At 72.3% G+C, this 25,292-nt stretch carries 17 protein-coding genes; 4 read left to right on the top strand and 13 right to left on the bottom strand.

Features of this window, described 5'->3' with window-relative positions; all coding sequences use genetic code 11:
- Window positions 1–6 precede the first annotated feature (6 nt).
- The 11 genes from bamA to dnaE form a co-directional block, all read right to left on the bottom strand.
- Entirely contained in the window at window positions 7–2,325 is a 2,319-nt protein-coding gene (gene bamA / locus G407_RS0111220; protein WP_043539580.1) for an outer membrane protein assembly factor BamA, read from the bottom strand.
- Window positions 2,326–2,493: 168 nt separating this feature from the next.
- Window positions 2,494–3,660, bottom strand: coding sequence for an RIP metalloprotease RseP (rseP, locus tag G407_RS0111215; RefSeq protein ID WP_029030869.1), 1,167 nt, complete (start codon window positions 3,658–3,660; stop codon window positions 2,494–2,496).
- An 82-nt stretch (window positions 3,661–3,742) separates the two neighbouring features.
- Window positions 3,743–4,957 (bottom strand): 1-deoxy-D-xylulose-5-phosphate reductoisomerase, encoded by a 1,215-nt coding sequence (gene dxr / locus G407_RS0111210; RefSeq protein WP_052341247.1) that lies wholly within the window; start codon window positions 4,955–4,957, stop codon window positions 3,743–3,745.
- 64 nt (window positions 4,958–5,021) lie between these two features.
- Window positions 5,022–5,870 (bottom strand): phosphatidate cytidylyltransferase, encoded by an 849-nt coding sequence (locus tag G407_RS0111205; RefSeq protein ID WP_043539578.1) that lies wholly within the window; start codon window positions 5,868–5,870, stop codon window positions 5,022–5,024.
- 1 nt (window position 5,871) lies between these two features.
- On the bottom strand, window positions 5,872–6,555 hold the full coding sequence (locus tag G407_RS0111200) for an isoprenyl transferase (protein ID WP_052341275.1): 684 nt from the start codon (window positions 6,553–6,555) through the stop codon (window positions 5,872–5,874).
- A 221-nt stretch (window positions 6,556–6,776) separates the two neighbouring features.
- Window positions 6,777–7,337, bottom strand: coding sequence for a ribosome recycling factor (gene frr, locus G407_RS0111195; RefSeq protein WP_029030865.1), 561 nt, complete (start codon window positions 7,335–7,337; stop codon window positions 6,777–6,779).
- A 56-nt stretch (window positions 7,338–7,393) separates the two neighbouring features.
- On the bottom strand, window positions 7,394–8,104 hold the full coding sequence (gene pyrH, locus G407_RS0111190) for a UMP kinase (protein WP_043539605.1): 711 nt from the start codon (window positions 8,102–8,104) through the stop codon (window positions 7,394–7,396).
- A gap of 127 nt (window positions 8,105–8,231) precedes the next feature.
- Window positions 8,232–9,164 (bottom strand): translation elongation factor Ts, encoded by a 933-nt coding sequence (gene tsf, locus G407_RS0111185; RefSeq protein WP_029030863.1) that lies wholly within the window; start codon window positions 9,162–9,164, stop codon window positions 8,232–8,234.
- Between the two features lie 125 nt (window positions 9,165–9,289).
- A complete protein-coding gene (locus G407_RS0111180; RefSeq protein ID WP_029030862.1) occupies window positions 9,290–10,333 on the bottom strand; it encodes a 30S ribosomal protein S2 in 1,044 nt (347 codons plus the stop codon).
- Window positions 10,334–10,495: 162 nt separating this feature from the next.
- Window positions 10,496–11,059 carry an MOSC domain-containing protein gene (locus tag G407_RS0111175; RefSeq protein WP_043539577.1) on the bottom strand — a complete coding sequence of 188 codons (564 nt, stop codon included), beginning with the start codon at window positions 11,057–11,059 and terminating at the stop codon, window positions 10,496–10,498.
- 8 nt (window positions 11,060–11,067) lie between these two features.
- On the bottom strand, window positions 11,068–14,538 hold the full coding sequence (dnaE, locus tag G407_RS0111170) for a DNA polymerase III subunit alpha (protein WP_029030861.1): 3,471 nt from the start codon (window positions 14,536–14,538) through the stop codon (window positions 11,068–11,070).
- Between the two features lie 153 nt (window positions 14,539–14,691).
- On the opposite strand from dnaE, the gene G407_RS0111165 reads away from it, so the two are divergent.
- The 3 genes from G407_RS0111165 (at window position 14,692) to G407_RS30415 (ending at window position 19,029) form a co-directional block, all read left to right on the top strand.
- On the top strand, window positions 14,692–15,924 hold the full coding sequence (locus tag G407_RS0111165; protein WP_029030860.1) for a putative DNA modification/repair radical SAM protein: 1,233 nt from the start codon (window positions 14,692–14,694) through the stop codon (window positions 15,922–15,924).
- Complete coding sequence (locus G407_RS27175) at window positions 15,924–17,345, top strand: UdgX family uracil-DNA binding protein (RefSeq protein WP_043539576.1); 1,422 nt, start codon at window positions 15,924–15,926, stop codon at window positions 17,343–17,345. Before G407_RS0111165 ends, G407_RS27175 begins: the two co-directional genes overlap by 1 nt.
- A gap of 64 nt (window positions 17,346–17,409) precedes the next feature.
- Window positions 17,410–19,029, top strand: coding sequence for an EAL domain-containing protein (locus tag G407_RS30415; RefSeq protein WP_052341246.1), 1,620 nt, complete (start codon window positions 17,410–17,412; stop codon window positions 19,027–19,029).
- Here G407_RS30415 and pdeM read toward each other — a convergent pair.
- Window positions 18,993–19,670, bottom strand: coding sequence for a ligase-associated DNA damage response endonuclease PdeM (pdeM, locus tag G407_RS0111140; RefSeq protein WP_245259076.1), 678 nt, complete (start codon window positions 19,668–19,670; stop codon window positions 18,993–18,995). The genes G407_RS30415 and pdeM overlap by 37 nt on opposite strands.
- A gap of 204 nt (window positions 19,671–19,874) precedes the next feature.
- Window positions 19,875–23,483, bottom strand: coding sequence for a sensor domain-containing protein (locus tag G407_RS30410; protein WP_052341245.1), 3,609 nt, complete (start codon window positions 23,481–23,483; stop codon window positions 19,875–19,877).
- A gap of 210 nt (window positions 23,484–23,693) precedes the next feature.
- Between G407_RS30410 and G407_RS0111130 the strand changes: the two genes are divergently transcribed.
- Window positions 23,694–25,247, top strand: coding sequence for an alpha/beta hydrolase (locus G407_RS0111130; protein WP_029030857.1), 1,554 nt, complete (start codon window positions 23,694–23,696; stop codon window positions 25,245–25,247).
- Window positions 25,248–25,292: the final 45 nt, after the last annotated feature.

Below are 25,292 nucleotides of genomic sequence, written 5' to 3'. Positions count from 1 at the left end.
GCCGCCTCAGAAGCTCGTCCCGCCCGAGAAGCGGAAGGACTGCGTCTGGTCCGCGTCGGCCTTGGAGAGGACGTAGGCGTAGTCGAACCGCAGCGGCCCGAGCGGCGAGGCCCACAGCAGGCTCGCGCCGATCGAGGAGCGGATCTCGTCGTTCTCCTGCACGCGGATCGTCTGCCCGCCGGAGAAGACCGTGCGGCCCTCGTAGTCGTACAGGGTTCCGGCGTCCGCGAAGACCGCGCCGCGGAAGCCGAAGTCGCGCGGCAGGAGCGGCAGCGGGAACTGCACCTCGAGCGACCCGCCGAGGTAGGTCGTGCCGCCGATCGCGTTCGCGACGTCGCCCGTCGAGATGTCGCGCGGGCCGATGCCCGAGGACTTGAAGCCGCGCACGAGCGACGAGCCGAGGAAGAAGTGGTCGAGGATGCGCAGGTCCTCGGAGCCCAGCGCCGAGATGTGGCCACCCTGGACGCGGGCGATGCCGACCACGTCCTCGAACAGCTCTTGATAGTAGCGCGCATCCGCGGTGACGCGGAAGAACTCCGAGTCGCCGCCGAGCCCGGCGATCTCCGGCCGGATCTCGGCGAAGATGCCCTCACGCGGGTTCCGCGGGTTGTCGAGCGAGTTGTAGGTGAAGGTCAGCCCGACGAGCGAGGTCAGGGTCTCGCCGGCGGCCTCCTTGATCGCCAGCGACGCCTCGCCGTTGGCGGCGTTGTTGTCGCGGAACGCCACCGGGACGTCGATGTCCTGCTGGTAGATCGAGTAGCGGGCCGTGACCGAGAACTGCTCGGTGATCGGGACGCCGAAGCGCAGGGTACCGCCGGTGGTGCGCGTATCGTAGCGGCCGGTGTCGGACGCCTCCGAGAACCGCGAGAACAGGTCGACGCCAGCGGCCACGCGGTAGCCGAGGAAGTACGGCTCGGTGAACGAGAAGTCGAAGCCCTGCGTGCGCTCGCCCCAGGAACCGGCGATGCGGACCGCCTGGCCGCGGCCGAGGAAGTTCGCCTCCGCCAGCGACACCTCGCCGATGAAGCCGTCCGTCGTGGAGTAGCCACCGGCGACGGAGAACGAGCCGGTCGGCTTGTCCTCGACGTCGATGTTGAGCACCACGCGGTCGGGCGACTGGCTCGGCTCGTTGGAGATGCGCACGCGCTCGAAGAAGCCGAGCGCGTTCAGCCGCCGCTCGGCCCGGTCGATCAGCACCTTGTTGTAGGGGTCGCCTTCGCCGAGGTCGAGCTCGCGCCGGATGACGTAGTCGCGGGTGCGGGTGTTGCCGCGGATGTTGATCCGCTCGATGTAGACCCGCGGACCCTCCTCGACGATGTAGGTGATGTTGACGACGCCCGCCGCCGGGTCGCGCTCGCCCGCGGGGCGGACCTGCGCGAAGGCGTAGCCGCGGCGCGCGACCTCGGTCGTCAGGTCGACGAGCGTGCGCTCGACCGCGGTGGCGTCGTAGACCTGCCCCTCGCGGGTGAGCACCCGCCGGCGCAGCTCCTCGGTCGCGACATCGGGGATGCGCGAGTCGACCGCGACGGCGCCGACGCGGTACTGCTGGCCTTCCTCGACGGCGATCTCGATGACGTAGCCCTCGCGCTGCGGGTCGAACTGCACGTTCGTGCCCACGACGCGGAAGTCGGCGTAGCCCTTGCGGAGGTAGTAGCGGCGGATCAGCTCGAGGTCGGCGGCGAGACGGTCGGGATCGTAGACGTCCGTCGTCTTGAGGAACGACAGGATGTTCGACTCGGTCGAGGTCATGACGTCGCGCAGGCGGCCGTCGGAGAAGACCTCGTTGCCGGTGAAGCTGATCTCGCGGATGCCGGTCTTGGTGCCCTCGTCGACCGTGAAGACGACGTCGATCCGCCCGTCCGGCAGGTCGACGATCCGCGACGTCACGGTCGCCAGCCCGCGGCCGGTGCGCCGGTAGATCTCCTGCAGGCGCGCGACGTCCGCGGCGACGGTGGCGGGGTTGTAGGGCTGGCGGGCGCGGGTCTGCAGCTCGGGGAGGAGCGCCTCGCTCTGCAGGCGCCGGTTCCCCTCGAAGGCGACCCGGTTGATGATCTGGTTCTCGACGACGGTGACGACGAGCTGGCCGCCCTGGCGGCTGACGCGCACGTCGGAGAAGAAGCCGGTGGCGACGAGGTTGCGCCGGGCCTCCTCGGCGCTCACGCCGGTGACGTATGCGCGGATGGTCTCGTCGGCGACGCGGCTGTTGCCGCGCACGACGACCTGCTGCGCCACCGCCTCGCTCACGGTGAAGGTCGCCATCAGCGCCGCGAGTGCGACGGACGTCCGCTTCGCCGCTTTACGCCGGCGTTCCACTGTCATCGACATGTATAAGCCCGTCTCGTTCTTGATTGCCACGGGTTGCCACCCGGACCGGCAGGCTCTGGAACGCCCCCCGACCGTTCTGGTCAAATCCCGCTTCTAACCGAGTCGTGCGGTCAAGCAACCGCCGTGTCGTCCACCCGAGCGGAATTTTGCCCCGGCGTGGCGTTCGTGTCACGTCCCCTCGGCGGTCAACGGGTTGATAAGGTGAACGATATCGTTCCACGTGGCGAAGAGCATCAGGAAGATGACCAGCGCGAAGCCGATGCGGAAGCCGATCTCCTGGGCGTTCTCGCTCAGCGGCCGCCCGCGCGCCGCCTCGACCGCGTAGAACATCAGGTGGCCGCCGTCGAGCATCGGCACGGGGAAGAGGTTGATGAGCCCGATCGAGACGGAGAGGACCGCCATCAGCGTGATCAGCGAGACGATCCCGCCGGCCTCCGCGACGTCGCCCGAGACCTTGGCGATGCGGATCGGGCCCGACAGCTGGTCGGCGCTCTCGCGTCCGGTGATCAGCTGGCCGAGATAGTCGAACGTGCGCTCGACCACGAACCAGCTCTCGTAGGCGCCGAGCCCGAGCGCCTCGATCGGCCCGTACTCGATGTGGCGGATCGCGTCGGGCGAGTTCGCCGCCTGGATTCCGAGCATCCCGATGCGCTGGGCGCCGAAGGCGGTCTCGGCGATCCGGCGCTCCGGCGTCGCCTCGAGCGTCACGAGCGCGCCGTCGCGGTCGACCACGATCGAGAGCCGGTCCTCGGCGGAGGACGAGACGAGCCGCTGCATCTCGTTGAAGCTGACGATCGAGCGCCCGTCGATCTCCACGATCAGGTCGCCGGGCTGGAAGCCCGCGCGCTCGGCGGCGCTGTTCTCGAGCACGACGTCGACCTGCGGCGCGAGCACCGTGCGGCCGTTCGCCCAGAACACGGCGGCGAAGACGAGGATGGCGAGGATGAAGTTCGCGATCGGCCCCGCGGCGACGATCGCCGCCCGCTGCGCCACAGGCTTGTGGTGAAAGCTCTTCGCCCTGTCGGCCTCGCTCATCTGCGAGAGGCCCGCATTGTCGGGCGTCGACGCGGCGCCGGCGTCGCCGAAGAACTTGACATAGCCGCCGAGCGGGATCGCGCAGACCTTCCAGCGCGTGCCCTGCCGATCGTTCCATCCGATGAGCTCCGGACCGAAGCCGATCGAGAAGGCCTGCACGCCGACGCCGCACCAGCGGCCGACGAGGAAGTGGCCCATCTCGTGGACGAACACGACGATGGCGAGCACGAAGACGAACGGGACGAGATAGCCGAAGAGGATGTCGACGGCGCCGCCGCCGATCGCGCTCAGGAAGTCCATCTCGCTCTCCTCCGGCCGCGCTCCGGCGGCGTGTTCCCGTGCTGCGCGGCGGGAACCCCGCCGTGCGCCTGCCCCATGATCGTCAAGAGATCGGGCGCGATGCCCGATCTTGCAAGATTTCCCGCGTCCGCGCGCGGGTTTCCGCATCCAGCGTTAACGCGTCCGCGACGCTGCCGGGCGCCGGCAGGCGCGCGGCGCTCATGGCGTCCAGCGCGGCCTCCACCGTGTCGGCGATGCCGAAGAAGCCGATGCGCCCCGCGCAGAAGGCCGCGACCGCGATCTCGTTGGCAGCGTTCAGCACCGTCGGCGCCCCGCCGCCCTGCGCCATCGCCGCCTGCGCCAGCGCGAGGCAACGGAAGCGCTCGGTGTCGGCGCGCTCGAAGGTGAAGCCGCCGAGCGCCGCGAAATCGACCCGCGCCACGTCGAGGTCGAGCCGGGCGCCGTCGACGGAGAGCGCGTTGACGATGGGGATGCGCATGTCGGGCGCCGCGAGCCCCGCCGTGATCGAGCCGTCGCGCCAGTGCACGAGGCCGTGCACGATGGATTGCGGATGCACCAGCACCTCGAGCCGCTCGGCGGGCATGGAGAACAGGTGGTGCGCCTCGATCAGCTCGAGGCCCTTGTTCATCAGGCTCGCCGAATCGATGGTGATCTTGGCGCCCATCGACCAGGTCGGGTGCTTCAGCGCCTCCTTCGGCGTCGCGCGGGCGAGCCGCTCGCGCTCCCAGGTGCGGAAGGGGCCGCCCGACGCGGTCAGCGTGAGGGCCGTCACGTCCTCGGGACGCCCGGCGCCGAGCGCCTGCTCGAGGGCATTGTGCTCGGAATCGACCGCGCGCAACGTCACCCCGAGCCGGCGCGCCTGCGCCATGAAGGCGACGCCCGCAGAGACGAGGCATTCCTTGTTGGCGAGCGCGATGGTGACCCCCGGCCGCATCGCGGCGACCGTCGGCGCGAGCCCGGCCGCGCCGGAGATGGCGGCGAGCACCACGTCCGCCTCGCGGGTCGCGGCCTCCATCACCGCCGCCTCGCCGGCGCCGCAGGCGATGCCGGTGCCCGCGAGCGCCTCGCTCAGCGCCGGGCCGGCCGCCTCGTCCGCCACCGCGGCGAAGCGCGCGCCGAGCGCCACCGCGAGATCGGCGAGCGCCCCCGCGTCCCGGCCGCCGACCACCGCCTCGACCACGAAGCGATCGGCGTGCGCGCGCACCACGTCCGCCGTGGAGCGGCCGACCGAGCCCGTGGCGCCCAGGATCGTGATGCGGCGCGGCGCGCCCGTCGGCGCCTCGTCGTCGTTCGGCATGGACCCTCCCGCGTTGCGGACACCTTATGAGGCATAGCGCGGCGCCTGTCACCCGCGCGGCGGCTCAGCCGACGAGAGCCGCGAGCACGAGGCCGAGCAGGACGAAGGCGCACACCGCGACGAAGGCGTCGATGCGATCGAGCACGCCGCCGTGGCCGGGGATCAGCTTGCTCGAATCCTTGACGTTGAAGTGGCGCTTGAGCTTCGATTCGGCGAGGTCGCCCACCTGGCCGATCACCGACGCGACCGCGGAGAGGACGACGATCGCCGGCCAGCCGAGCGGCCGCTCCCAGCCGAGCGCCTCGCCCACTGCGACGACGAGCGCGCCCGCGAGCGTGCCGACGACGAGCCCGCCGACGAAACCCGACCAGGTCTTGCCCGGGCTGATCCGCGGCGCGAGCTTCGGCCCGCCGAGCGCGCGCCCGGTGAAGTAGGCGGCGATGTCGGTGCCCCAGACGACGGCGAAGATCCACAGCAGGCCGGTGAGGCCGAGCGCCGGGTGCTCGCGCACGATCACGGGGGCGGTGGCGAGCGTGCCGGTCACCGCGAGCCCGACGAGGCCCCACAGACGATCCCGCGGGGTCCGGCCGGCGGCGGCGACCGCGGCGACCGCGAGGGCCGCGACGAGGAGGACGATCGTCCCGGACGGCGCGATCACCGCCACGATCGAGAGCGCGAGGGTGCCGCCGAGCAGCGCGAGCCGCATCGGCAGCGGGCGCTCGAGCTTGCCGACCTGGCGCCATTCGATGACGGCGGCGCCGGCGGCCAGCAGCCAGAACGCGGCGAGGATCGGCCCTCCGATCCACGCGCTGCCCAGCGCCAGCGCCACCAGCACGAGCGCCGACAGGAACCTGATGCCGGTCTCGGAGCGCAGGAAGCCGCGCCCGTCGCCGCGCGGGCCGGGAGCGGGCATGTCAGAGCGTCCCGGCACCGAGGCCGCCGAAGCGGCGCTCGCGGCAAGCGTACTCCGCCAGCGCCTTCGCGAAGGCCTCGCGCCCGAAGTCCGGCCACAGGTCGGGCAGGAAGACGAGCTCGGAATAGGCGCTCTGCCAGGGCAGGAAGTTCGAGATGCGCTGCTCGCCGGAGGTGCGCAGCACGAGATCGGGATCGGGGATGTCGCGCGTGTCCAGCGCCGCCGACAGCCGCTCCACGGTGACGTCCTGCGGCGCGAGCCGCCCGGCGGCGACCTCCTCGGCGAGCGTCCGCGCGGCGCGCGCGATCTCCTGGCGGCCGCCGTAGTTGAAGGCGACGACGAGGGTGAGGCCGGTGTTGGCGCGCGTGAGCGTCTCGGCCTCCTCCAGCACGCCGACGATGTCGGCGGGCAGCCCCGCGCGCTCGCCGATGACGCGCACGCGCACGCCGTTGCGGTGGAGCGTGCCGAGGTCCTTGCGCACGAAGTGCTTGAGCAGGCCCATGAGGTCCGCGACCTCCTGGGCCGGGCGCGTCCAGTTCTCGGCGGAGAAGGAATAGAGCGTCAGGTAGCGCACGCCCGCCTCGCCCGCGAGCTCGACTGCACGGCGCACCGCCTCGACGCCGCGGCGATGTCCCTCCACCCGCGGCAGGCCGCGCCGCGCGGCCCAGCGGCCGTTGCCGTCCATGATGATGGCGACGTGGCGCGGCACCGCGGCCGCCCCGTGGCGCGGGTCGGCCGCCTCGGCGGGCGGGCGGGCGGCGAGCGCCGCCTGTGCGGCGCCGTCAGCGGGCATGCGCCGGCTCCGGTGCGGCGGCGCCGCTGTCGCGCTCGAAATCGCGCCCCAAATCGCGCCCTTGGCTCATGGTCTGCGGGTTCCTCGAGGCGGGAGGGCTCATGCGGGTCGGCTCAGACCTGCATGATCTCCTTCTCCTTGGCGGCGACGACCGAGTCCACCTCGGCGACGTGCTCGTCGGTGACCTTCTGCACGTCGGTCGCGTGGCGCTTCTCGTCGTCCTGGGAGAGAAGGCCGTCCTTCTCGAGCTTCTTCAGGGTGTCGAGACCGTCGCGGCGCACGTGGCGGATGGCGACGCGGGCCTCCTCCGCGTACTTGTGCGCGACCTTGACCATCTCCTTGCGGCGCTGCTCGTTCATCTCGGGGATGCGCAGCCGGATGACCTGGCCCTCCGTCTGCGGGTTGAGCCCGAGATCCGACTCGCGGATCGCCTTCTCCACCGCGCCGACCATGCCACGGTCCCAGACCTGCACCGACAGCAGGCGCGGCTCGGGCACCGAGATCGTGGCCACCTGGTTCATCGGCATCGCGGCGCCGTAGGCATCGACGGTGATCGGCTCGACGAGGCTCGCGGAGGCACGGCCCGTGCGCAGGCCGGACAGGTCGTGCTTCAGGGACGCCACCGCACCCTGCATCCGCCGCCGAACGTCGTTGATGTCGAAATCGTCGCTCATCGGTCTCTCGCCTCAATGCCAATTCCGACCCGGCTTACGCCGATGGCGGCGCCGCATCAAGGGGCGACGACCGTCGCGGGTGCGCTGCCTTCCAGGATCGCAGCCACCGAGGAGGGCGGATGCACGCTGCCGACGACGATCGGCAGGCGCTGCTCGCGGGCGAGCGCGAAGGCGGCCGTGTCCATCACCTTGAGGTCGGCGGCGATCGCCTCGTCGTGGGTGAGCCGCTCGTAGCGCTTCGCGCTCGGGTCGCGCTTGGGGTCGGCGGAGTAGACGCCGTCGACCTGCGTGGCCTTGAGCACCGCGTCGCAGCGCAGCTCCGCGGCGCGCAGCACGGCCGAGGTGTCGGTGGTGAAGAACGGGTTGCCGGTGCCGCCGGCCAGCACCACGACCTGGCCCTTGTCGAGATGGTGGAGCGCGGGCTGGCGGGCGTAGGTCTCGCAGATCGTCGGCATCGACACCGCCGACATGGTGCGCGCCGGCACGCCGGCGGCGTTGAGCGCGGTCTCGAGCGCGAGCGAGTTCATCACGGTGGCGAGCATGCCCATCGAATCGGCGGTCGCCCGGTCGATCCAGCCCGCCGCCGACATGCGCGCGCCGCGGATGATGTTGCCGCCGCCGATCACGAGCGCGATCTGGAAGCCGGCGTCGCTGGCGCGGGCGATGTCGCCGGCGAGCGACGCGAGGGTCTGCGCCTCGAGCCAGTACCCGTCGGGCGCCTGCAGCGCCTCGCCGGAGAGCTTCACCAGGACGCGCTTGTAGGGCATCGACACGCCGCCGTCTCCATCCGAGCCACGATTGCCTCGGGACGCGCGGGCCGCGCGCCCCGTCGTCCCCGCATGCGCCGAGCGCACGCGAAAGCGGCGGCGCCCGGGAGCGCCGCCGCTCGTTCGATCAGGCCTTGACGCCGGCCTGGGCGGCGACCTCGGCCGCGAAGTCGCTCTCTTCCTTCTCGATGCCCTCGCCGAGCGCGTAGCGGACGAAGCCACCGATCTTGATCGGCCCGCCGACCTTCGACTCGGCCTCCTTGAGCACCTGGGCGACGCTCTTCGAGGGGTCGTGCACGAAGGACTGCTCGAGGAGGGTGACCTCCTTGTAGTAGGACTTCAGGCCGCTCTCGACGATCTTCTGCAGGACGTGGTCGGGCTTGCCGGCGTTCTTGTCGCGCAGGATCGCCGACTCGCGCTCGACCGTCGCCGCATCGACGCCGGACGCGTCGACCGCGGCGGGGTTGGTGGCGGCGACGTGCATGGCGATCTGGCGGCCGAGCGTCGCGAGCTCGTCCGTGTTCGAGCCGGCGGACTCGAGCGCCACGACGACGCCGATCTTGCCGAGACCCTCGGCGACCGCACCGTGGACGTAGGACGCGACGACGCCTTCGCCGACGCTGACCTTGGCCGTGCGGCGCACGGTCATGTTCTCGCCGATCGTGGCGATCAGCTCCTGGAGCTTCTCGCCGACCGTGCCGGTCGCGCCCGGGTAGGAGGCGGCGGTGAGGTCGTCGACGGTGCCGTCGGTGTCGAGGACGAGCTTCGCGGCCTGGGAGACGAAGGCCTGGAACTGCTCGTTGCGGGCGACGAAGTCGGTCTCGGAGTTCACCTCGACCATGCCGGCGTTCTTGCCGTCACGCAGCTCGACGGCGACGAGGCCCTCCGCCGCGACGCGCCCCGCCTTCTTGGCGGCCTTGGCGAGGCCCTTCTTGCGCAGCCAGTCGACCGCGGCCTCGATGTCGCCGTTGGTCTCGCCCAGCGCGTTCTTGCAGTCCATCATGCCCGCGCCGGTCTTCTCGCGCAGGTCCTTCACCATCGCCGCGGTGATGTTCGCCATGATCTCGGGTCTCCGTCATGAAAGGAGCCCGGCGGTCCGCTGGTCGGCACGCCGGGCTGATGTCGTCACGGGCGCGTTCCCACCGACATCGCAGGAATGCGACGCGGCGATGACGCTCGGGTGGATTACGCCGCGGCGGCCTCGAGCATGGCGCGCGCCTGCGCCACCCAGCCGTTCTGCGCGATCTTGCCGTTGAGCTTCAGGTCGGCGTCCAGCGCGGCCGCCTCCTCGTCCGTCAGCGCCGCGATCTGCCAGTAGTGGAAGACGCCGCCGTCGTTGAGGGTCTGCTCGAGCTCCGGGCCGACGCCGGTGAGCTTCGAGAGGTCGTCGGGCGCGCCGCGCGGGGCGGCCAGACGCTCGAACTTGTCCGTCTGCTCGGCGGTGACGTCGACCGGCGCCTCGGCCGGGCCGGCGGCGGCGGCGGGCAATTCCTCGATCATCGGGGCCTCGGAGGCGCCGATGTCGATGCCCAGATCACCCTGCGAGCGGGAGATGCCGTCGAGGGCGGCGCGGGCGATCAGGTCGCAGTAGAGCGCGATCGCGCGGCCGGCGTCGTCGTTCGCCGGGATCGGGTAGGTGATCCCGTCGGGATCGCAGTTCGTGTCGACGATGGCCGCGACCGGGATGCCGAGGCGCGTCGCCTCCTTCACCGCCAGCTGCTCCTTGTTGGTGTCGATCACGAAGATCAGGTCGGGCACGCCGCCCATGTCCTTGATGCCGCCGAGCGCCCGCTCGAGCTTCTCCTTCTCGCGGGCGAGCATCAGGCGCTCCTTCTTGGTGAGGCCCTGGGCCCCGCCGTCGAGGATCTCGTCGACCTTGCGCAGGCGCGTGATCGAGCCCGAGATGGTCTTCCAGTTCGTCAGCATGCCGCCGAGCCAGCGGGAGTTGACGTAGTACTGGGCCGAGCGCTTGGCGGCGTCCGCCACCGCGTCCTGGGCCTGGCGCTTGGTGCCCACCAGGAGCACGCGACCGCCGCGGGAGACCGTGTCGCTCACCGCCTGCAGGGCGCGGTAGAACATCGGCACCGTCTGGGCGAGGTCGATGATGTGGATGTTGTTGCGCGTGCCGAAGATGAACGGCAGCATCTTCGGGTTCCAGCGGTGCGACTGGTGACCGAAATGCGCGCCGGCCTCGAGGAGCTGGCGCATGGAGGTGTCGGGAAGGGCCATCTGTCTGTACTCTCCGGTTCTGCCTCCGCGGGGCCGCGTTCCGGCTTGGTCAGCCGGCACCGGGTGCGTCGTGCCTCGGGGCACGACATGGCTCCGCGTGTGGGATGGGCGCGCATATACGGGCTCGGGGGCGGGAATGCAAGCGCGGCGCTCGTCGCGGTATCAGCCCCGCGTCGGCGGCAGCACCCGCAGCGCATCGTCCGCCCGGATCGTCCCCTCGCGCTCGACGAGGGCGACGAGCCCGCGCCGGCCCCTCGCCGCCTGGACGAAGGCGAATTCCAGGTCCGCCCGCGAGGTGTCCGCCCGCGAGGTGTCCGCCCGCCCGTGCGCCGCCGCGAGCTTCCGGCCCGGCTGGCGGCAGGGCGGGTTGGCCTCGGTGACGAACAACGTCGCGCCGGACGGGAAGAGGAGGCGCGTGCCCGGCGGCGTCGCCGTCAGCTCCGGCGCCCCGGCGAGGACGAGGTTCGCGCCCAGATGGGCGGGGTCCACTTCGGCGACGCCGAGCCCCTCGGCCACGAGCGCGAGCTCCTCCAGCGACACGAGCGACACCTGCCGCGTGTTCGCGATCTCGGTCCCCCGCTTGTGCCAGGGCGTGCGCGCATCGGCCTTGCGCGAGAGCCCGTGATGCACGTCCCCCGCGAGCCCGCCGAAGACGAGGGCGGCCTCGGGGACGGCGCGGGTGAGGAAGTCGGGGCCCGGCGCGAGGAGGAGGGAGGCGAGGTGCATGGGCGGGCTCAGCTGATCTCCACGTGCTCCACCCCCGGCACGGCCCGCAGCGCCCCCGCGATCTGCGGGGTGGCCAGGTACTTGCCCGGCAGCTTCACCTCCACCTCCTGCTCGCCCTCGCCGAGGATCAGCACGAGGGAGACCTCGCCCTCGCCCCGGGCCTTCAGGCGCTCCTGCACGGAGCGCACCGGGCGCTCGTCGCGCAGGTAGATGCGCATGCCCTTCTGGTGCTTGGCGATGGCCTCGTCGAGCGGCTCCACCGCGTTGATGCGCGCGCGCACGTCCTCGCCCTCGACGCCCGCCTGCACGACGAGCACGACCGCCGAGCCGGGCTCGAGCTGGTCGCGGAAGCGCTGCAGGCCCTCGGAGAAGACGATGGCCTCGAAGTGCCCGGACTGGTCCGAGAGCTGCAGGATGCCCATCTTCGAGCCGGACTTGGTTCGCCGCTCCTGCCGGTCGAGCACGGTGGCCGCGAGGCGCCCGACGCTGGCGCCGGCGCGTACGGAGCGCACGAACTCGCTCCAGCGCTGGACGCGCAGCTTGCCCAGCAGCTCCGCGTACTCGTCCAGCGGATGGCCCGAGAGGAAGAAGCCCACCGCGTCGTATTCGCGCTGCAGCCGGTCCGACGCCGTCCAGGGCTCGTGCTCGGGCACGCGCAGCGAGACGTCGGCGGAGGCGAGGCCGCCGAACATGTCGACGATGCCGGTCGTCTCCGCCTCCGCCGCCTGGGCGGCGAGGGACAGCATCGGCTCGATCGCCGCGAAGGCGCGGGCACGGTCGGGCTCGAGGTCGTCGAAGGCGCCGGCCGAGACGAGGTTCTCGAGGATGCGCTTGTTGACCGCCTTGGGCGGCAGGCGGCGCGCGAAGTCGGCGAGGTCCGAGAACGGCGTCTCCCTGCGCGCGGCGACGATCGCCTCCATCGCCTGCCGGCCGACGCCCTTCACCGCGGCGAGCGCGTAGCGGATTGCGCCGTCCGCCACCGAGAAGCGCACCTGCGACCGGTTGATCGAGGGCGCCTCGACCTTGATGCCGAGCCGCTGCGCCTCGCGGCGGAATTCGGAGAGCTTGTCGGTGTTGTCGATGTCGAGGTTCATCGAGGCGGCGAGGAACTCGACCGGATGGTTCGCCTTGAGATAGGCCGTCTGGTAGGAGACCACCGCATAGGCGGCGGCGTGGGACTTGTTGAAGCCGTAGTCGGCGAACTTGGCGAGCAGGTCGAAGATCTCGTCGGCCTTGGCCTCGTCGATGCCCCCCGCCTTGCAGCCGTCGACGAAGCGGACGCGCTGCTTGTCCATCTCCGCCTTGATCTTCTTGCCCATGGCGCGGCGCAGCAGGTCGGCGTCGCCGAGCGAGTAGCCGGCCAGCAGCTTGGCCACCTCCATCACCTGCTCCTGGTACACGATGATCCCGAAGGTCTCGCGCAGGATCGGCGCGAGCTTCGGGTGCGGGTACCACTTCTCCTCGGCCTCGCCGCGGCCGAGCTTGCGCTCGCAATAGACCGGGATATTGGCCATCGGGCCCGGACGGTAGAGCGCGACGAGCGCGATCAGGTCCTCGATCCGGTCGGCGCGCATCTCGACGAGCGCCTTGCGCATGCCCGCCGATTCCACCTGGAACACGCCCACCGTCTCGCCGCGGCCGAGCATCTCGTAGGTGCGGGCGTCGTCGAGGGGCAGGTTCGAGAGATCGACCTCGACGGCGCGCTCCTTCAGGAGGTCGACGGCGTTGCGCAGCACCGTGAGCGTCTTCAGGCCGAGGAAGTCGAACTTCACCAGGCCCGCCTGCTCGACCCACTTCATGTTGTACTGCGTGACCCGCATGCCGGTCTTCGGGTCTCGGTAGAGCGGCACCAGCTCCTGGAGCGGGCGGTCGCCGATGACGACACCGGCGGCGTGGGTCGAGGCGTGGCGGTGGAGTCCCTCGAGCTTCTGGGCGATGGCGAGCAGCCGCTCGACGACCTCCTCCTCCTGCGCCGCCTGCTGCAGCTTGGGCTCGTCGGCGATGGCCTGCTCGAGCGTGACGGGCTTGGCCGGGTTCTGCGGCACGAGCTTGCAGAGCTTGTCCACCTGGCCGAACGGCATGGCGAGCGCGCGGCCGGCGTCGCGCAGCACGCCGCGGGCGAGCAGCGTGCCGAAGGTGATGATCTGTGCGACCTGCGCCTCGCCGTAGCGCTCCTGCACGTAGCGGATCACGTCCTCTCGGCCCTCGACGCAGAAGTCGATGTCGAAGTCCGGCATCGAGACGCGCTCGGGATTGAGGAAGCGCTCGAACAGGAGACCGAAGCGCAGCGGGTCGATGTCGGTGATGGTGAGCGACCAGGCCACCAGCGAGCCCGCGCCCGAGCCGCGGCCCGGCCCCACGGGGATGTCGTGGTCCTTGGCCCACTTGATGAAGTCGGCGACGATGAGGAAGTAGCCGGGGAACTTCATGCGCCGGATGATCGACAGCTCGAAGTCGAGCCGGCTCTCGTACTCCTCCCGCGTCGTGCCCGGCGCGGTGCCGTGGGCGGCGAGCCGCGCGGCGAGCCCGTCCTTCGCCTGGCGCTCGAGCTCGAGCCCCTCCGCCTCCTCGCCGTCGACGCCTTCCGTGTCCGCCGTGAACCGCGGCAGGATGGGCTTCTGCGTCGTCACCCGCCACGCGCAGCGCATCGCCACCTCGACGGTGTTGGCGAGCGCGTCGGGCATGTCGGCGAAGAGCGCGGCCATCTCGGCGCGGGTCTTGAAACGGTGCTCCGGCGAGAGCCGGCGGCGATCGGTGTTGGCGACGACCTGGCCTTCGGCCACCGCGAGAAGGGCGTCGTGCGCCTCGTAATCGTCCTCGCGCGCGAAGAAGGGCTCGTTCGTCGCCACCAGCGGCAGGCCGCGCGCGTCGGCGAGCGCGACGAGCGCACCCTCCACCGCGCGCTCCTCCTCCAGGCCGTGGCGCTGGATCTCGACGTAGAGCCGGTCGCCGTAGACGCTCTCCAGCGCCGAGAGCCGCGCCGCCGCGAGCTCTGGCCGCCCCGTGGCATAGGCGCGGTCGAGCGGCCCGCCGAGACCGCCGGTGAGCGCGATCACGCCCTGCGCGTGCTCGGCCAGGGCCTCGAGCGAAACCTGCGGGCTCGCGCCCAGCGCCACGTCGAAATAGCCGCGCGTGACGAGCCGCATCAGGTTGCGCCAGCCCTCCTCGCTCTGCGCCAGCAGGACGAGGTTCGCGAGCCCCGCCGCCACCGCCGCAGGGCCGTGGCGCTGGGCGGGATCGGGCGTCTCGAAGCAGGTGGTGAGCTGCACGCCCGCGATCGGCTGGATGCCCGAGCCCGACAGCTTCTCGGAGAATTCGAGCGCGCCGAAGAGGTTGTTGGTGTCGGTCAGCGCCAGCGCCGGCTGGCGGTCGGCCAGCGCGAGCTTGGCGAGCGCGCCGATCTGCAGCGCGCCTTCGAGGAGGGAGTAGGACGAGTGCACGTGGAGGTGCACGAATCCCGGGTCCTTCACGATCGCCATCGCCCGTCGCTCTCCGTGTCCCGGTCCGCCGCCCATTGCTTATCCGTTCTCGCGGCCCGGGTGTCGAGAGCTTCGGGCGCTGCGCCCTGTGGACGGCGCCCGCGACATCCCATCCCCTTGAACGAAACGGGAACTCGCGCCATCCTCCGGCGCATGGAGCCCACCCTGTCCCGCAAGCTGCGCGTCCTCGCCGACGCCGCCAAGTACGATGCCTCCTGCGCCTCCTCGAGCGCTCCGAAGCGCACGTCGCGCACGGACGGGCTCGGGTCGACGGGGGGCAGCGGCATCTGCCACGCCTATACGCCGGACGGGCGCTGCGTCAGCCTGCTGAAGATCCTGCTCACCAATTGGTGCCTGTACGATTGCGTCTACTGCGTCAACCGCCGCTCGTCGAACGTCGAGCGGGCGCGGTTCACCGTGCAGGAGATCGTCGACCTGACGCTGAACTTCTACAAGCGCAACTACATCGAGGGGCTGTTCCTCTCGTCGGGGATCGTCAAGAACGCCGACTACACGATGGAGCAGATGGTGCGCGTGGCGAAGACGCTGCGGGAGGTGCACGGCTTTCGCGGCTACATCCACCTGAAGACCATCCCGGAGGCGAGCCCGTTCCTGATCGAGGAGGCGGGGCTCTACGCCGACCGGCTCTCGATCAACATCGAGCTGCCGCAGCGCGAGAGCCTCCAGGCGCTCGCGCCGGAGAAGGACGACGCCACCATCCGCGGCGCCATGGGCCGCATGACGGAGCGCATCGCCGAGGCGAAGGCCGAGCGGAAGGTCACCCGCAAGGCCCCGCGTTTCTCGCCCGCCGGCCAGTCGACCCAGATGATCGTCGGCGCCGACGCCGCCACCGACACCGACGTGCTGCGCACCTCCACCGCGCTCTATTCCGGCTACGGCCTGCGGCGGGTCTACTATTCCGCCTTCTCGCCGATCCCGGACTCCAGCCGGCTGCTGCCCCTGAAGTCCCCGCCCCTGCAACGCGAGAACAGGCTCTACCAGGCGGACTGGCTGCTGCGCTTCTACGGTTTCGACGTCGACGAGATCGCGGCGGGGGCGAGCGCGGGCATGCTCGACCTCGAGATCGACCCGAAGCTCGCCTGGGCGCTGAAGCACCGCGAGCGCTTCCCCGTCGACGTCAACGGCGCCGACCGGGAGATGCTGCTGCGGGTCCCCGGCCTCGGGGTCAAGGCGGTGGACAAGATCCTGGTCGCCCGCCGCCACCGGCGCCTCGGGCTCGACGACGTGGCCCGGCTCGCCGGCTCGGTGAAGCGCTCGCGCGCCTTCCTCGTCACCGCCGACCACACGCCCGGCGCGCTGCTCGACCGGCTCGACCTGCGCACGACGCTCGTCCGGCCGAGGCCCGAGCAGCTCACGCTGTTCTGATGCGCCGCGTCACGCTCGAGCCCGGCGCCGACGTCGACGGCTTCCGCCGCGCCGCCCGCGCGCTGGTGGCGTACGGCATTCCGCCGGAGGCGGTCGTGTTCGAGGAGGGCGGCGCGAGCCTACTGCCCGAGGCCGAGATCGCCGACGCGGCCCCGCTGTCGCTGCCCAAAACGGTGCCGCCGATCGTCAAGGACGTCGCCATGCATCGCGACCCGGAGCGCTGGGCGCTGCTCTACGCCTTGATCTGGCGCGTGGCGCAGGGCGAGCGGAAGCTGCCGGAGATCGTCTCCGACCCGCTGATGCACCGGCTGCACATCATGAGGCGCAACGTCGGGCGCGACATCCACAAGATGCACGCCTTCGTGCGCTTCCGGCGGGTGGAGGGCGCGGAGCCCGAGCGCTTCGCCGCCTGGTTCGAGCCCGAGCACCACATCCTGCGCGCGGTCGGCCCTTTCTTCCGCGACCGTTTCGGCGCGATGCTCTGGTCGATCCACACGCCCGACGGCACGATCCATTGGGACCGCGCGCAGCTGACCTTCGGCTCGCCCGGCCGGCGGGAGGACGCGCCCGCACAGGACGGCTTCGAGGCGGGCTGGCGCGACTATTACGGCGCGACCTTCAACCCCGCGCGGCTCAACCCCACCGCGATGCGCACGGAGATGCCGAAGAAGTACTGGAAGAACCTGCCCGAGGCCGAGATCATCCCCGATCTCGTCCGAGGCGCCGCCTCGCGCGTTGGGACCATGCTGGACAGGGAGCCCACCATGCCGACGAAACGCGAGCCCCGCGCGGCGCTGGACGCCATGCACGCCCGCGAGCGCCCCCGCACGCTGGACGCGCTCGCGGAGATGATCCGCGCCTACGAGCCCCCACAGGGCTTCTCCCGCAGGGCCGTGATCGGCGAGGGGCCGGTCGAGCCGCAGATCGCCCTCGTCGGCGAGCAGCCCGGCGACATCGAGGACGTGGAGGGCCGCCCCTTCGTCGGCCCGTCCGGCCAGCTCCTGGCGAAGGCGCTCGGCGAGGTCGGGATCGACCGTGACGCGTGCTACGTCACGAATGCGGTCAAGCACTTCAAGTTTCTGGAGCGCGGCAAGCGGCGCATCCACCAGAAGCCCTCGCTGGGCGAGATCAAGCATTATCGCTGGTGGCTGTTGGAGGAGCTCGCGCTGGTGCGCCCGCGCCTCACCGTCGCGCTCGGCGCGACCGCGCTGACCGCGCTCGTGGGCAAGGCGATGCCGCTGATGCGATCGCGCGGTCCGGCCCGGTTCGAGGTGGACGGGCGCGTGCTGCCGGGTTTCGTCACCGTCCACCCGTCCTACCTGCTGCGCCTGCCGGACGAGGACGCCAGGGCGAAGGGCTACGCCGATTTCGTGCGCGACCTCGGGGAGGCGAAAGACGAGGCGCAGCGCCTCGCGGCGTGAGGGCGCACACTCGTCCTTAACATATGTGTGCCAGAACGGTGCGAGAGCTGGGAGCTCGCCCCGCATGCGCCGTCGCCTCGTCTTCCTGCTCGTCGCCGCGCTCGGCTATGCGGCGACGATTGCCGCGATCGCCTGGGGCGCGTCCTTCATGACCGAGGCGTCCGAGCGCAGGCAGGTTCAGGCGATCGTCGACCAGGTCGTCACGCGGAGCGAGATCGCGATCGATCGCGTGGTCATCGCCCTGAGCGACCTGCTCGTGTCCGGCCATGCCGACTGCGACGCGCAGACCGTCCGCGAGATCCAGCGCGCCGCCTTCTCGGTCGGAAGCCTCACCGACGTCGTGCTCTCGGCGCCCGGCGCACGCTGCTCCGGGTTCTCCGACGTGGGCCTGGAGCCGTTCGAGGCCGTTGCCGACGCCACGCGCCACCCCGCGCGCAGTCCGGACTTCGCGCTGCTGCGCGTCGACGTCGACACCTTGACCGGGCTCGGCATCGAGTGGCGTGTCGGCGCGCAGAGCCTCGTCGGCCTGATGAGCGTGGACACGCTCCTCTTCGACATGCTGCCGCCGGCCCTGCGGAGCCACGCCTCGCTGACGCTCGGGATCGGGCCGGGCGTGCCGGTGGCGCATGTCGGCCCGGCCCTCGCCGGGGAGTACGGCGCGGTCGCGACCGCCGCGTTCGAGGCGCGATCCGAGCGCTATCCGCTGCACGTCTCCGCCCGGATCCCGACGACGGCGCTGGGGCGCGGATACGGCGAGCTGCCGGGGACGGTGCAACTCGCCGGCGCGCTTTTCGCGGCGCTGTTCGCGATCCTCTTCGCACGGGCCGTGCTGCCGCCTCCCTCACCCATGCGCGCATTCGACCAGGCGCTCGCCGAGGGCGCGATCGTCCCGTTCGCCCAGCCGATCGTTTCCATGGCGTCCGGCCGGATCGTCGGCTGCGAGGTCCTCGCCCGCTGGATCGAGCCGGACGGCACGATCGTTCCGCCGGCCCGCTTCATCCCGCTCGTCGAGACGTCCGGCCGCTCGGACGCGCTGCTCGTCGCGCTGCTGCGCCGCGCCGCGGCCGATCTCGCGCCGCTCCTGGCGGTGCGACCGGATTTCAAGGTCGGGTTCAACGTGCCGCCGGACCGGCTCGCGGCCGACGCCTTCACCGACCTCTTCCTCGCGGAAGTGCAGCGCGCCGGGCTGGCGCCGGCGCAGGTCGTGGTCGAGGTGACGGAGCGCGGGGAGTGCCTGGAGGCCGAAGCCGCCCGCGAGGCGGTGGCGCGCTTGAGGCGCGCGGGTGTCGGTGTCGCGATCGACGACGCCGGCACGGGCCACAACGGCCTCGCCATGATCGAGGGCCTGGGCGCGAGCACGCTCAAGATCGACAAGCTCTTCGTCGATCGGATCGATACCGACGCGCGCATGCGCGCGGTCGTCGAGATGCTGGTGCGCATCGCCCGCGAGTTCGACATGACGCTGGTGGCGGAAGGGGTCGAGCGCGCCGAGCAGGTCGCCGTGCTCCTGGGTGTCGGGGTCCGGGACGGGCAGGGCTACCTCTTCGGGCGCCCGGTCCCGGCGCGCGAGCTGCACGCGCTCGCCGGGGCGCGGCGCGTGCCGCAGGCCGCCGTCCTGGCCTCGCCACGCATCGCGCGGGGAAAGCCTCAGTCCCCGCACAAGGCCCGCGAGGGGACAGCGTAGAGCCGCTCGCGCCCGGCGACGTGCGCGGTGAAGCCCCCGGGGAAGAGCGGCGCGAAGGCGGCGTCGCAGACGTTGAGGCCGCCCGCATAGGCGCCGAAGGCCGGCATCACGAGCCGCGTCGCGTCGTGCACGAAGCAGCGCGACCGCACGGCGCGGCCGCGCAGCCGCACCTTGGCGACGGGATGGAGATGGCCGCAGATCTCGGCCTCGGCCGCGTCCTCGCCCCGCGGCTCGTGGCGCAGCGCGACGCCGTCGAGCACGATCGCGTCCGCCACCTCTCCGCCGAGCGTGGCGGGCAGCGCGGGATCGTGGTTGCCGGTGAGCCAGAGCCAGTCGCGCCCCGCCTGGAGCGCCGCGAGCGCCGCGCGGGCGTCGGCGTCGAGGCGGGCGGGCCCATCGCGGTCGTGGAAGCTGTCGCCGAGCGCGATCACGCGCGCCGGGTCGTGCGCCGCGACGCGGGCGGCGAGGCGCGACAGCGTCTCGCGCGTGTCGTACGGCGGCAGCAGGAAGCCGCGACGGGCACGCGAGGACCCCTTCTCGAGGTGCAGGTCGGCGACGAGCAGCGTGCGGTGGTCCGGCAGCCAGGCGACGCCGTCCCGGTCGAGCACGAGCGCGAGCCGCCCGAGCGCCGTCTCGGCCACGCGCACGCTCCCGCGCACCCGCCCGGTGTCCCGCTCGGTGTCCCGCCCGGTCCCTCGCTCGACATCGCTCGCCCGTGCCGCCACCGTCACCCCGACCCTCGCCGTTCGCGTCCCGTTCCTTCCTGCTATCGCCGATTCGGTCGCTCCTGGCGAGGGGCGTCCGCGGCCGAAGGCGTCCGACGGGGCGGGACCCGCTGTCGCGGCTCAGGCGATCCGGCGCGGGGCGGGCGCGGCGTCCTCGGCAGCCTCCACGGCGGCGGGGCCGAGATCGAGCTCGGCGAGCGGCATCGGCCGCGAGAACAGGTAGCCCTGCGCCAGGTCGCAGCCCGCCGCGCGCAGCATGGTCGCCTGGGTCTCGGTCTCGACTCCCTCCGCCGTGCAGACCATGTCGAGGCTGCGCGCGAGCGCGATGATGGAGCAGACGATCGCGGCGCAGTCCTCGCGCTCGACGAAGTCGTTCACGAAGGACTTGTCGATCTTGATCTTGTCGAAGGGGAACATCCGCAGATAGCTCAGGGACGAGTAGCCGGTGCCGAAATCGTCGAGCGAGATGCGCACGCCGAGCGCCTTGACCCGCCGCAGGTCGGCGAGGAGCGCCTGGTCGTCGTCGAGGAGGACGGTCTCCGTCACCTCGAGCTCCAGCCGCTCGGGGGCGAGCCCCGTCTCCTCCAGCGCGGAGAGGACGACGTCGAGGAGCCCGCGGTTGCGCAGCTGCGCCGGGGAGACGTTGACGGCGAGGCTGACGTGCTCCGGCAGCGCCCGCGCCTCCCGGCACGCCTGGTGGATGACCCAGTCGCCGACGGGCGTGATCAGCCCGGTCTCCTCGAGGAGCGGGATGAAGACGGCGGGCGAGACCATGCCGCGCTCGGGATGGTGCCAGCGCAGCAGCGTCTCGACGCCCACCGCCTCCCGGCTCGCGATGTCGACGATCGGCTGGAAGTGGAGCGAGAGCTGGTCGCGGCCCATCGCCTCGCGCAGGTCCCGGGTGAGCTCGCGCCGCGCCCGAGCGGCGGCGTCGAGATCCCCGTCGAAGATGCGCCAGCCGTTGCGGCCGTCGGCCTTGACCCGGTAGAGCGCGGTGTCCGCATTGCGCAGGAGCTCGTCGACCTCGCGGCCGTGCGCGGGGGCGAGCGCGACGCCGATGCTCGCGCCGATGACGATCTGCCGGCCATCGATCGAGAAGGGCTCGATCAGCGTCTCGAGCAGGCGGCGCGCCAGCGCCTCGCAGGCCTCGCGCTCGTCGCCCTGCTCCCGTCCCCTGCCGCGGGCGAGCACCGCGAACTCGTCCCCGCCGAGCCGTGCCACGACGTCCTCCTGGCGCACGTGGGCGTGCATGCGCTCGGCCACCTCGACGAGGAGCGCGTCGCCGATCGCGTGCCCGAACGTGTCGTTGACCGCCTTGAAGCGATCGAGATCGATCAGCAGCACGCCGAAGGGCGAGGCGCATGGCGCGTGCAGCGTCTCGTCGATGTGCGCCTTGAGCGAGGCCCGGTTGGCGAGCCCGGTGAGCACGTCGTGGTGGGCGGCGTGGCTGATGCGCGCGGCCACCTGCTCGCGCTCGGTCACGTCCTCGTGCGTGGTGACCCAGCCGCCACCGGGGATCGGCGCGTTGCTCTGGGCGATCAGGCGGCCGCCGCGGGTGCGCACGGTGGCCCGGGTCTCCTCGCCCGCCGCGACGCGCTCCAGGAAGGCGGGCACCGCGCGGGCGATGTCGCCGCCGAAGGAGCCCGCCGCGCGGCGCAGCTCCAGCACCTCGGTGAGATGCATGCCGTAGCGCAGCGAGCCGGGAGCGAGCTCCATCAGCTCGAGGTAGCGGTCGTTCCAGATCACGAGCCGGCCCGCCGCGTCGTACATCGTCAGGCCCTGGATCATGTGGGCGAGGGTGAGCTGGAGCTCGCGCGCCCGCTCCGAGGCCTCCCCGCTCGCATCGACGAGCTGGGCCATCGCCAGGCGCCGTTCGCTGACGTCCGTGCCGACCCCGCGATAGCCGCGGAACTCGCCGTCCGGGCCGAAGACCGGGTCGCCGCTCACGCGGAACCAGCGTGTCACCGCGCCGTCCTCGACCCTGTACTCGAGGTCGCGGAAGGGCTCGCGGCGGGCGAGCACGGCGAGGTGCTCCTCCCAGGTCGTGTTCTCGAGCACGATCGGCAGCTCGCGCCGGCTCTTGCCGATCAGCTCCGCGCGGTCCTTCCAGAAGCCGTTGATCTCCTGCGAGAAATGCGTGAATCGCAAGTCCGCGTCCTGCTCCCAGAACCAGTCCGAGCCCATCGCGGTCAGCGAGCGGAAGCGCTCCTCGCTCTCCGCGAGCGCCGCTTCCGCCTCGCGCCGCTCGGTGATGTCGAGGTGCAGCCCCGAGAGGCGCGCGGGCGCGCCGTCCGGCGCACGCGCGACGACCCGGCCGACGGCGAGGATCCAGCGCCAGCCCCCGTCGGCCGCGCGCATGCGGAACTCGGCGCGGTAGTCGGGGGCCTCGCCGCGCATGTGCAGCTCGAAGCGCTCGCGGGCGTGGGCCCTGTCGTCGGGATGCACGAGCGTGCCCCAGGCCGCCGCCGCATCCGGCACCCCGCCGGGCTCGTAGCCGAGCATCGTCCACCAGGAATCGTTGTACCAGTTCTCGTCGCCACCGGGCGCCCAGTCCCAGAGGCCGATGTTGGCGCCCTCGGTGGCGATGGCGAGGCGCTGCTGGGCCGCCTCGTAGCGTTCCCGGGCGAGCGCTCCATCGGTGACGTCCTGCACCGCGGAGGCGATCGCCGCGACCGGCCCGTCGCCGCGCCCGTCCTCGCGGATCGCCTGGCCGAAGCAGCGCATGCGGCGCCCGCCGGTCTCGGCGATCGTCGTCAGCTCGACGTCCCAGCCCTCCCCCGTCTCGCGTGTCCGCGCGACGAGCGCCTCGAGCCGCGCGGCGGAGGCCGGCTCGAACAGCGCGAGGGTACCCGCGAGGGTCTCGGGCACGTCGTCGGGAATGCGCAGCACGTCGCGCAGGCGTGGAGACCAGCGCACGTCGCCCGACGAGCACTCGATGTGCCAGGGCGCGACCTGCACCATGCGCGACATGACGGTGAGCTCCTCGGCGGCGGCCTCGAGCTCGGAGGAGGCGCTGCGCAGCTCGCGGTTCTGGCGGTGGAGCACGAACAGGGCCGGGAACAGCCCGAACAGGATGAGGCAGCCCAGCAGCGCGGCGGCGGCGGCTTCGAGCATCGCCTGCTCGGCATGGCCCCGCACCTGCTCGCCCTGCGTCGCGGCGCCGACCTCGGTCGCGAGGGCGACGGTGGCGGCGAGGATCGCGTCGGTGGTCTCGACGAGCGGTGCGAGCGCGACCTCCCCGCGCGCGACCGCGCCCGCCGTCGCCTCGACGCGCTCGACGAGGAAGACGAACTCGGCGAAGGCGGGGTCCAGCGCGTCCCGGTCGGGCATGGCCTCGAGCCGCACCCTGAGCACCGCGAGCGCCTCCGCCTGGACGGCGAGCGCGCGGGCCAGCGCGCCGAGCGCCGCGCCCCGGTCCTCGACCGCGGGCAGCGCCGCGGCGCGCAGCGCCACGTCCTTGGCGAGCGCCGCCTGGAGGCCGATGGCGTCGACCACCCCGGCCATCGCGCCCGTCGCCCGCTCCTCCGCCCCCCGCAGCGCATCCGCTCGGGCGAAGAGAAGCAGCGCGCCCACCGCGACGAGGATGCCTACGAGGCTGAGGACGGCGGGCAGGAGCCGGCGCGCCTGCGGGTGCGCCGCGTTGGCCACCCGCCCGCCCTCGCCCGCACGCGCCCCGCCGGCGAGCGGACCCGCGGCGTCGGGGAGGGATGGCAGGGAGGACGGCGTCATCGCGGGCTCCGATCGGGCGCTTCACGACCCCAGCGCGAAAGCGGCGTCGCGAAGACTACGAGGCACCGGTAAACGAGTGCATAAGTCGGCGTGAATTGATCGCTGATTGCGCGTTCGAACACGTACACCCGCGAGACGCGAGGCGTTGCGCGGGGAAGCGCGGCCTGCGAGGCTCGCGACCGGACCGCAGGAGGAGGAGAACGGCGGCGCATGACGGGTGGACGGTCACGCATCCTGGTCGACGGGGCGCTCGCCCTCCTCGCGGCGCTGGCGATCGGCCTCGCCCTGTGGCGGCTGGAGGCGGCGACGCGGCCGCTCGCGGTGGAGCGCGTGGCGATCGGCCACATCCCGGCGAGCGTCTACCGGCCCGCCGGCGAGCCGCCCGGCCCGGCGGTGGTGATCGCGCACGGCTTCGCCGGCTCGCGCCAGCTGATGCAGGCCTTCGCGGTGACGCTCGCCCGCAACGGCTACGTCGCGGTCTCCTTCGACTTCGCCGGCCACGGCCGCAATCCGCGCCCCCTCGCCGGCTCGATCGTGGAGGAGGACGGCGCGACGCGCAGGCTCGTCGCCGAGACGGTGGCGGTCGCCGAGGCGGCGCGCATCCTCGGCGACGGGCGCCTCGCCCTCCTCGGCCATTCCATGGCCTCCGACATCGTCGTGCGCGCGGCGGCGGAGCTGCCGGGGGTCGCGGCCGTGGTCGCCGTCTCGATGTTCTCGCCGGCGGTGACGGCGGACGCACCGGAGAACCTCCTCGTCGTCGTGGGCGGGCTCGAGGCCGGCCTGCGCGAGGAGGCGCTGCGCGCGGTCGGGCTCGCGCAAGACGGCGCCGCGCAGGAGGGCGTCACCTACGGCGATCCCGCGTCCGGCACGGCGCGGCGGGCGGTCTTCGCCGACGGCGTCGAGCACGTCGGCGTGCTCTACGCGCGCGAGACGCTGGCGGAGACCGTCGCCTGGCTCGACGCGAGCTTCGGGATCGCGCGCGCCGAGCCGCCCTTCGTCGATCGCCGCGGGCCGCTGATCCTGCTCCTGCTCGCCGGCGCGGTGCTCGCGGCGCGGCCGCTCTCGCGGCTCCTGCCGCGGGTGTCTCCCGAGCCCGCCGGCGCCGGCCTGCCGTGGCGGCGGCTGTGGGTCGTCCTCCTCGTTCCGGCGATCGCGACGCCGCTCGTGCTGCGCCTCGTGCCCGAGGGCTACCTGCCGACGTCCGTCCTGCCGGTTCTGGTCGCGGACTACCTCGCCGCGCATTTCCTGGTCTACGGGCTGATCACGGCCGCCTGCCTCGCCCTCGCACGCCGGCGCGGCTGGAGCGCGGCGTCCCCCTGCGCCCGTCGGGGCCGGCTCGCTCTGGCCGTCGCGGGCACGGTCGCCTACGGCTTCGTCGCGATCGTCTGGCCGCTCGACACCTACGTGACGAGCTTCTGGCCGGGCGCGGACCGGCTCCCCCTCGTCGCGGTCATGCTCGCGGGCACGCTGCCCTTCTTCCTCGCCGACGAGTGGGCGACCCGCGGAGCCGGCGCCGCACGCCTCGGCTACCCGGCGGCGAAGCTCGCCTTCGTGCTCTCGCTGGCGCTGGCCGTAGGGCTCGACTTCGAGCGCCTGTTCTTCCTCGTGATCATCGTGCCGGTGATCGCGGCCTTCCTCCTCGTCTACGGCCTCCTCAGCCGCTGGGCCTGGCACGCGACGCTCCACCCGGTGCCGGCGGGCGTGGCCAACGCGGTCGCCTTCGCCTGGGCGCTCGGCGTCACCTTCCCGCTGCTCGCCGGCTGAAGGCCTCGGCCCGGATCCCCCTCCCCTCCCGCGCCGGGATGGCGT

Origin of the sequence: Salinarimonas rosea DSM 21201 (assembly GCF_000429045.1) — a bacterium.
Lineage (GTDB): Bacteria > Pseudomonadota > Alphaproteobacteria > Rhizobiales > Beijerinckiaceae > Salinarimonas > Salinarimonas rosea.
The sequence above is the reverse complement of the archived record's forward strand: the minus strand, read 5'-3'. Positions and strand labels throughout refer to the sequence as shown.

Excerpts from the sequence above, each read along its gene's own strand:
- bamA (WP_043539580.1), bottom strand. The coding sequence starts at position 2,325 with ATGTCGATGACAGTGGAACGCCGGCGTAAAGCGGCGAAGCGGACGTCC.
- rseP (WP_029030869.1), bottom strand. The coding sequence starts at position 3,660 with ATGGACTTCCTGAGCGCGATCGGCGGCGGCGCCGTCGACATCCTCTTC.
- dxr (WP_052341247.1), bottom strand. The coding sequence starts at position 4,957 with ATGCCGAACGACGACGAGGCGCCGACGGGCGCGCCGCGCCGCATCACG.
- G407_RS0111205 (WP_043539578.1), bottom strand. The coding sequence starts at position 5,870 with ATGCCCGCTCCCGGCCCGCGCGGCGACGGGCGCGGCTTCCTGCGCTCC.
- G407_RS0111200 (WP_052341275.1), bottom strand. The coding sequence starts at position 6,555 with ATGGACGGCAACGGCCGCTGGGCCGCGCGGCGCGGCCTGCCGCGGGTG.
- frr (WP_029030865.1), bottom strand. The coding sequence starts at position 7,337 with ATGAGCGACGATTTCGACATCAACGACGTTCGGCGGCGGATGCAGGGT.
- pyrH (WP_043539605.1), bottom strand. The coding sequence starts at position 8,104 with ATGCCCTACAAGCGCGTCCTGGTGAAGCTCTCCGGCGAGGCGCTGCAG.
- tsf (WP_029030863.1), bottom strand. The coding sequence starts at position 9,164 with ATGGCGAACATCACCGCGGCGATGGTGAAGGACCTGCGCGAGAAGACC.
- G407_RS0111180 (WP_029030862.1), bottom strand. The coding sequence starts at position 10,333 with ATGGCCCTTCCCGACACCTCCATGCGCCAGCTCCTCGAGGCCGGCGCG.
- G407_RS0111175 (WP_043539577.1), bottom strand. The coding sequence starts at position 11,059 with ATGCACCTCGCCTCCCTCCTCCTCGCGCCGGGCCCCGACTTCCTCACC.
- dnaE (WP_029030861.1), bottom strand. The coding sequence starts at position 14,538 with ATGGCGATCGTGAAGGACCCGGGATTCGTGCACCTCCACGTGCACTCG.
- G407_RS0111165 (WP_029030860.1), top strand. The coding sequence starts at position 14,692 with ATGGAGCCCACCCTGTCCCGCAAGCTGCGCGTCCTCGCCGACGCCGCC.
- G407_RS27175 (WP_043539576.1), top strand. The coding sequence starts at position 15,924 with ATGCGCCGCGTCACGCTCGAGCCCGGCGCCGACGTCGACGGCTTCCGC.
- G407_RS30415 (WP_052341246.1), top strand. The coding sequence starts at position 17,410 with ATGCGCCGTCGCCTCGTCTTCCTGCTCGTCGCCGCGCTCGGCTATGCG.
- G407_RS30410 (WP_052341245.1), bottom strand. The coding sequence starts at position 23,483 with ATGACGCCGTCCTCCCTGCCATCCCTCCCCGACGCCGCGGGTCCGCTC.
- G407_RS0111130 (WP_029030857.1), top strand. The coding sequence starts at position 23,694 with ATGACGGGTGGACGGTCACGCATCCTGGTCGACGGGGCGCTCGCCCTC.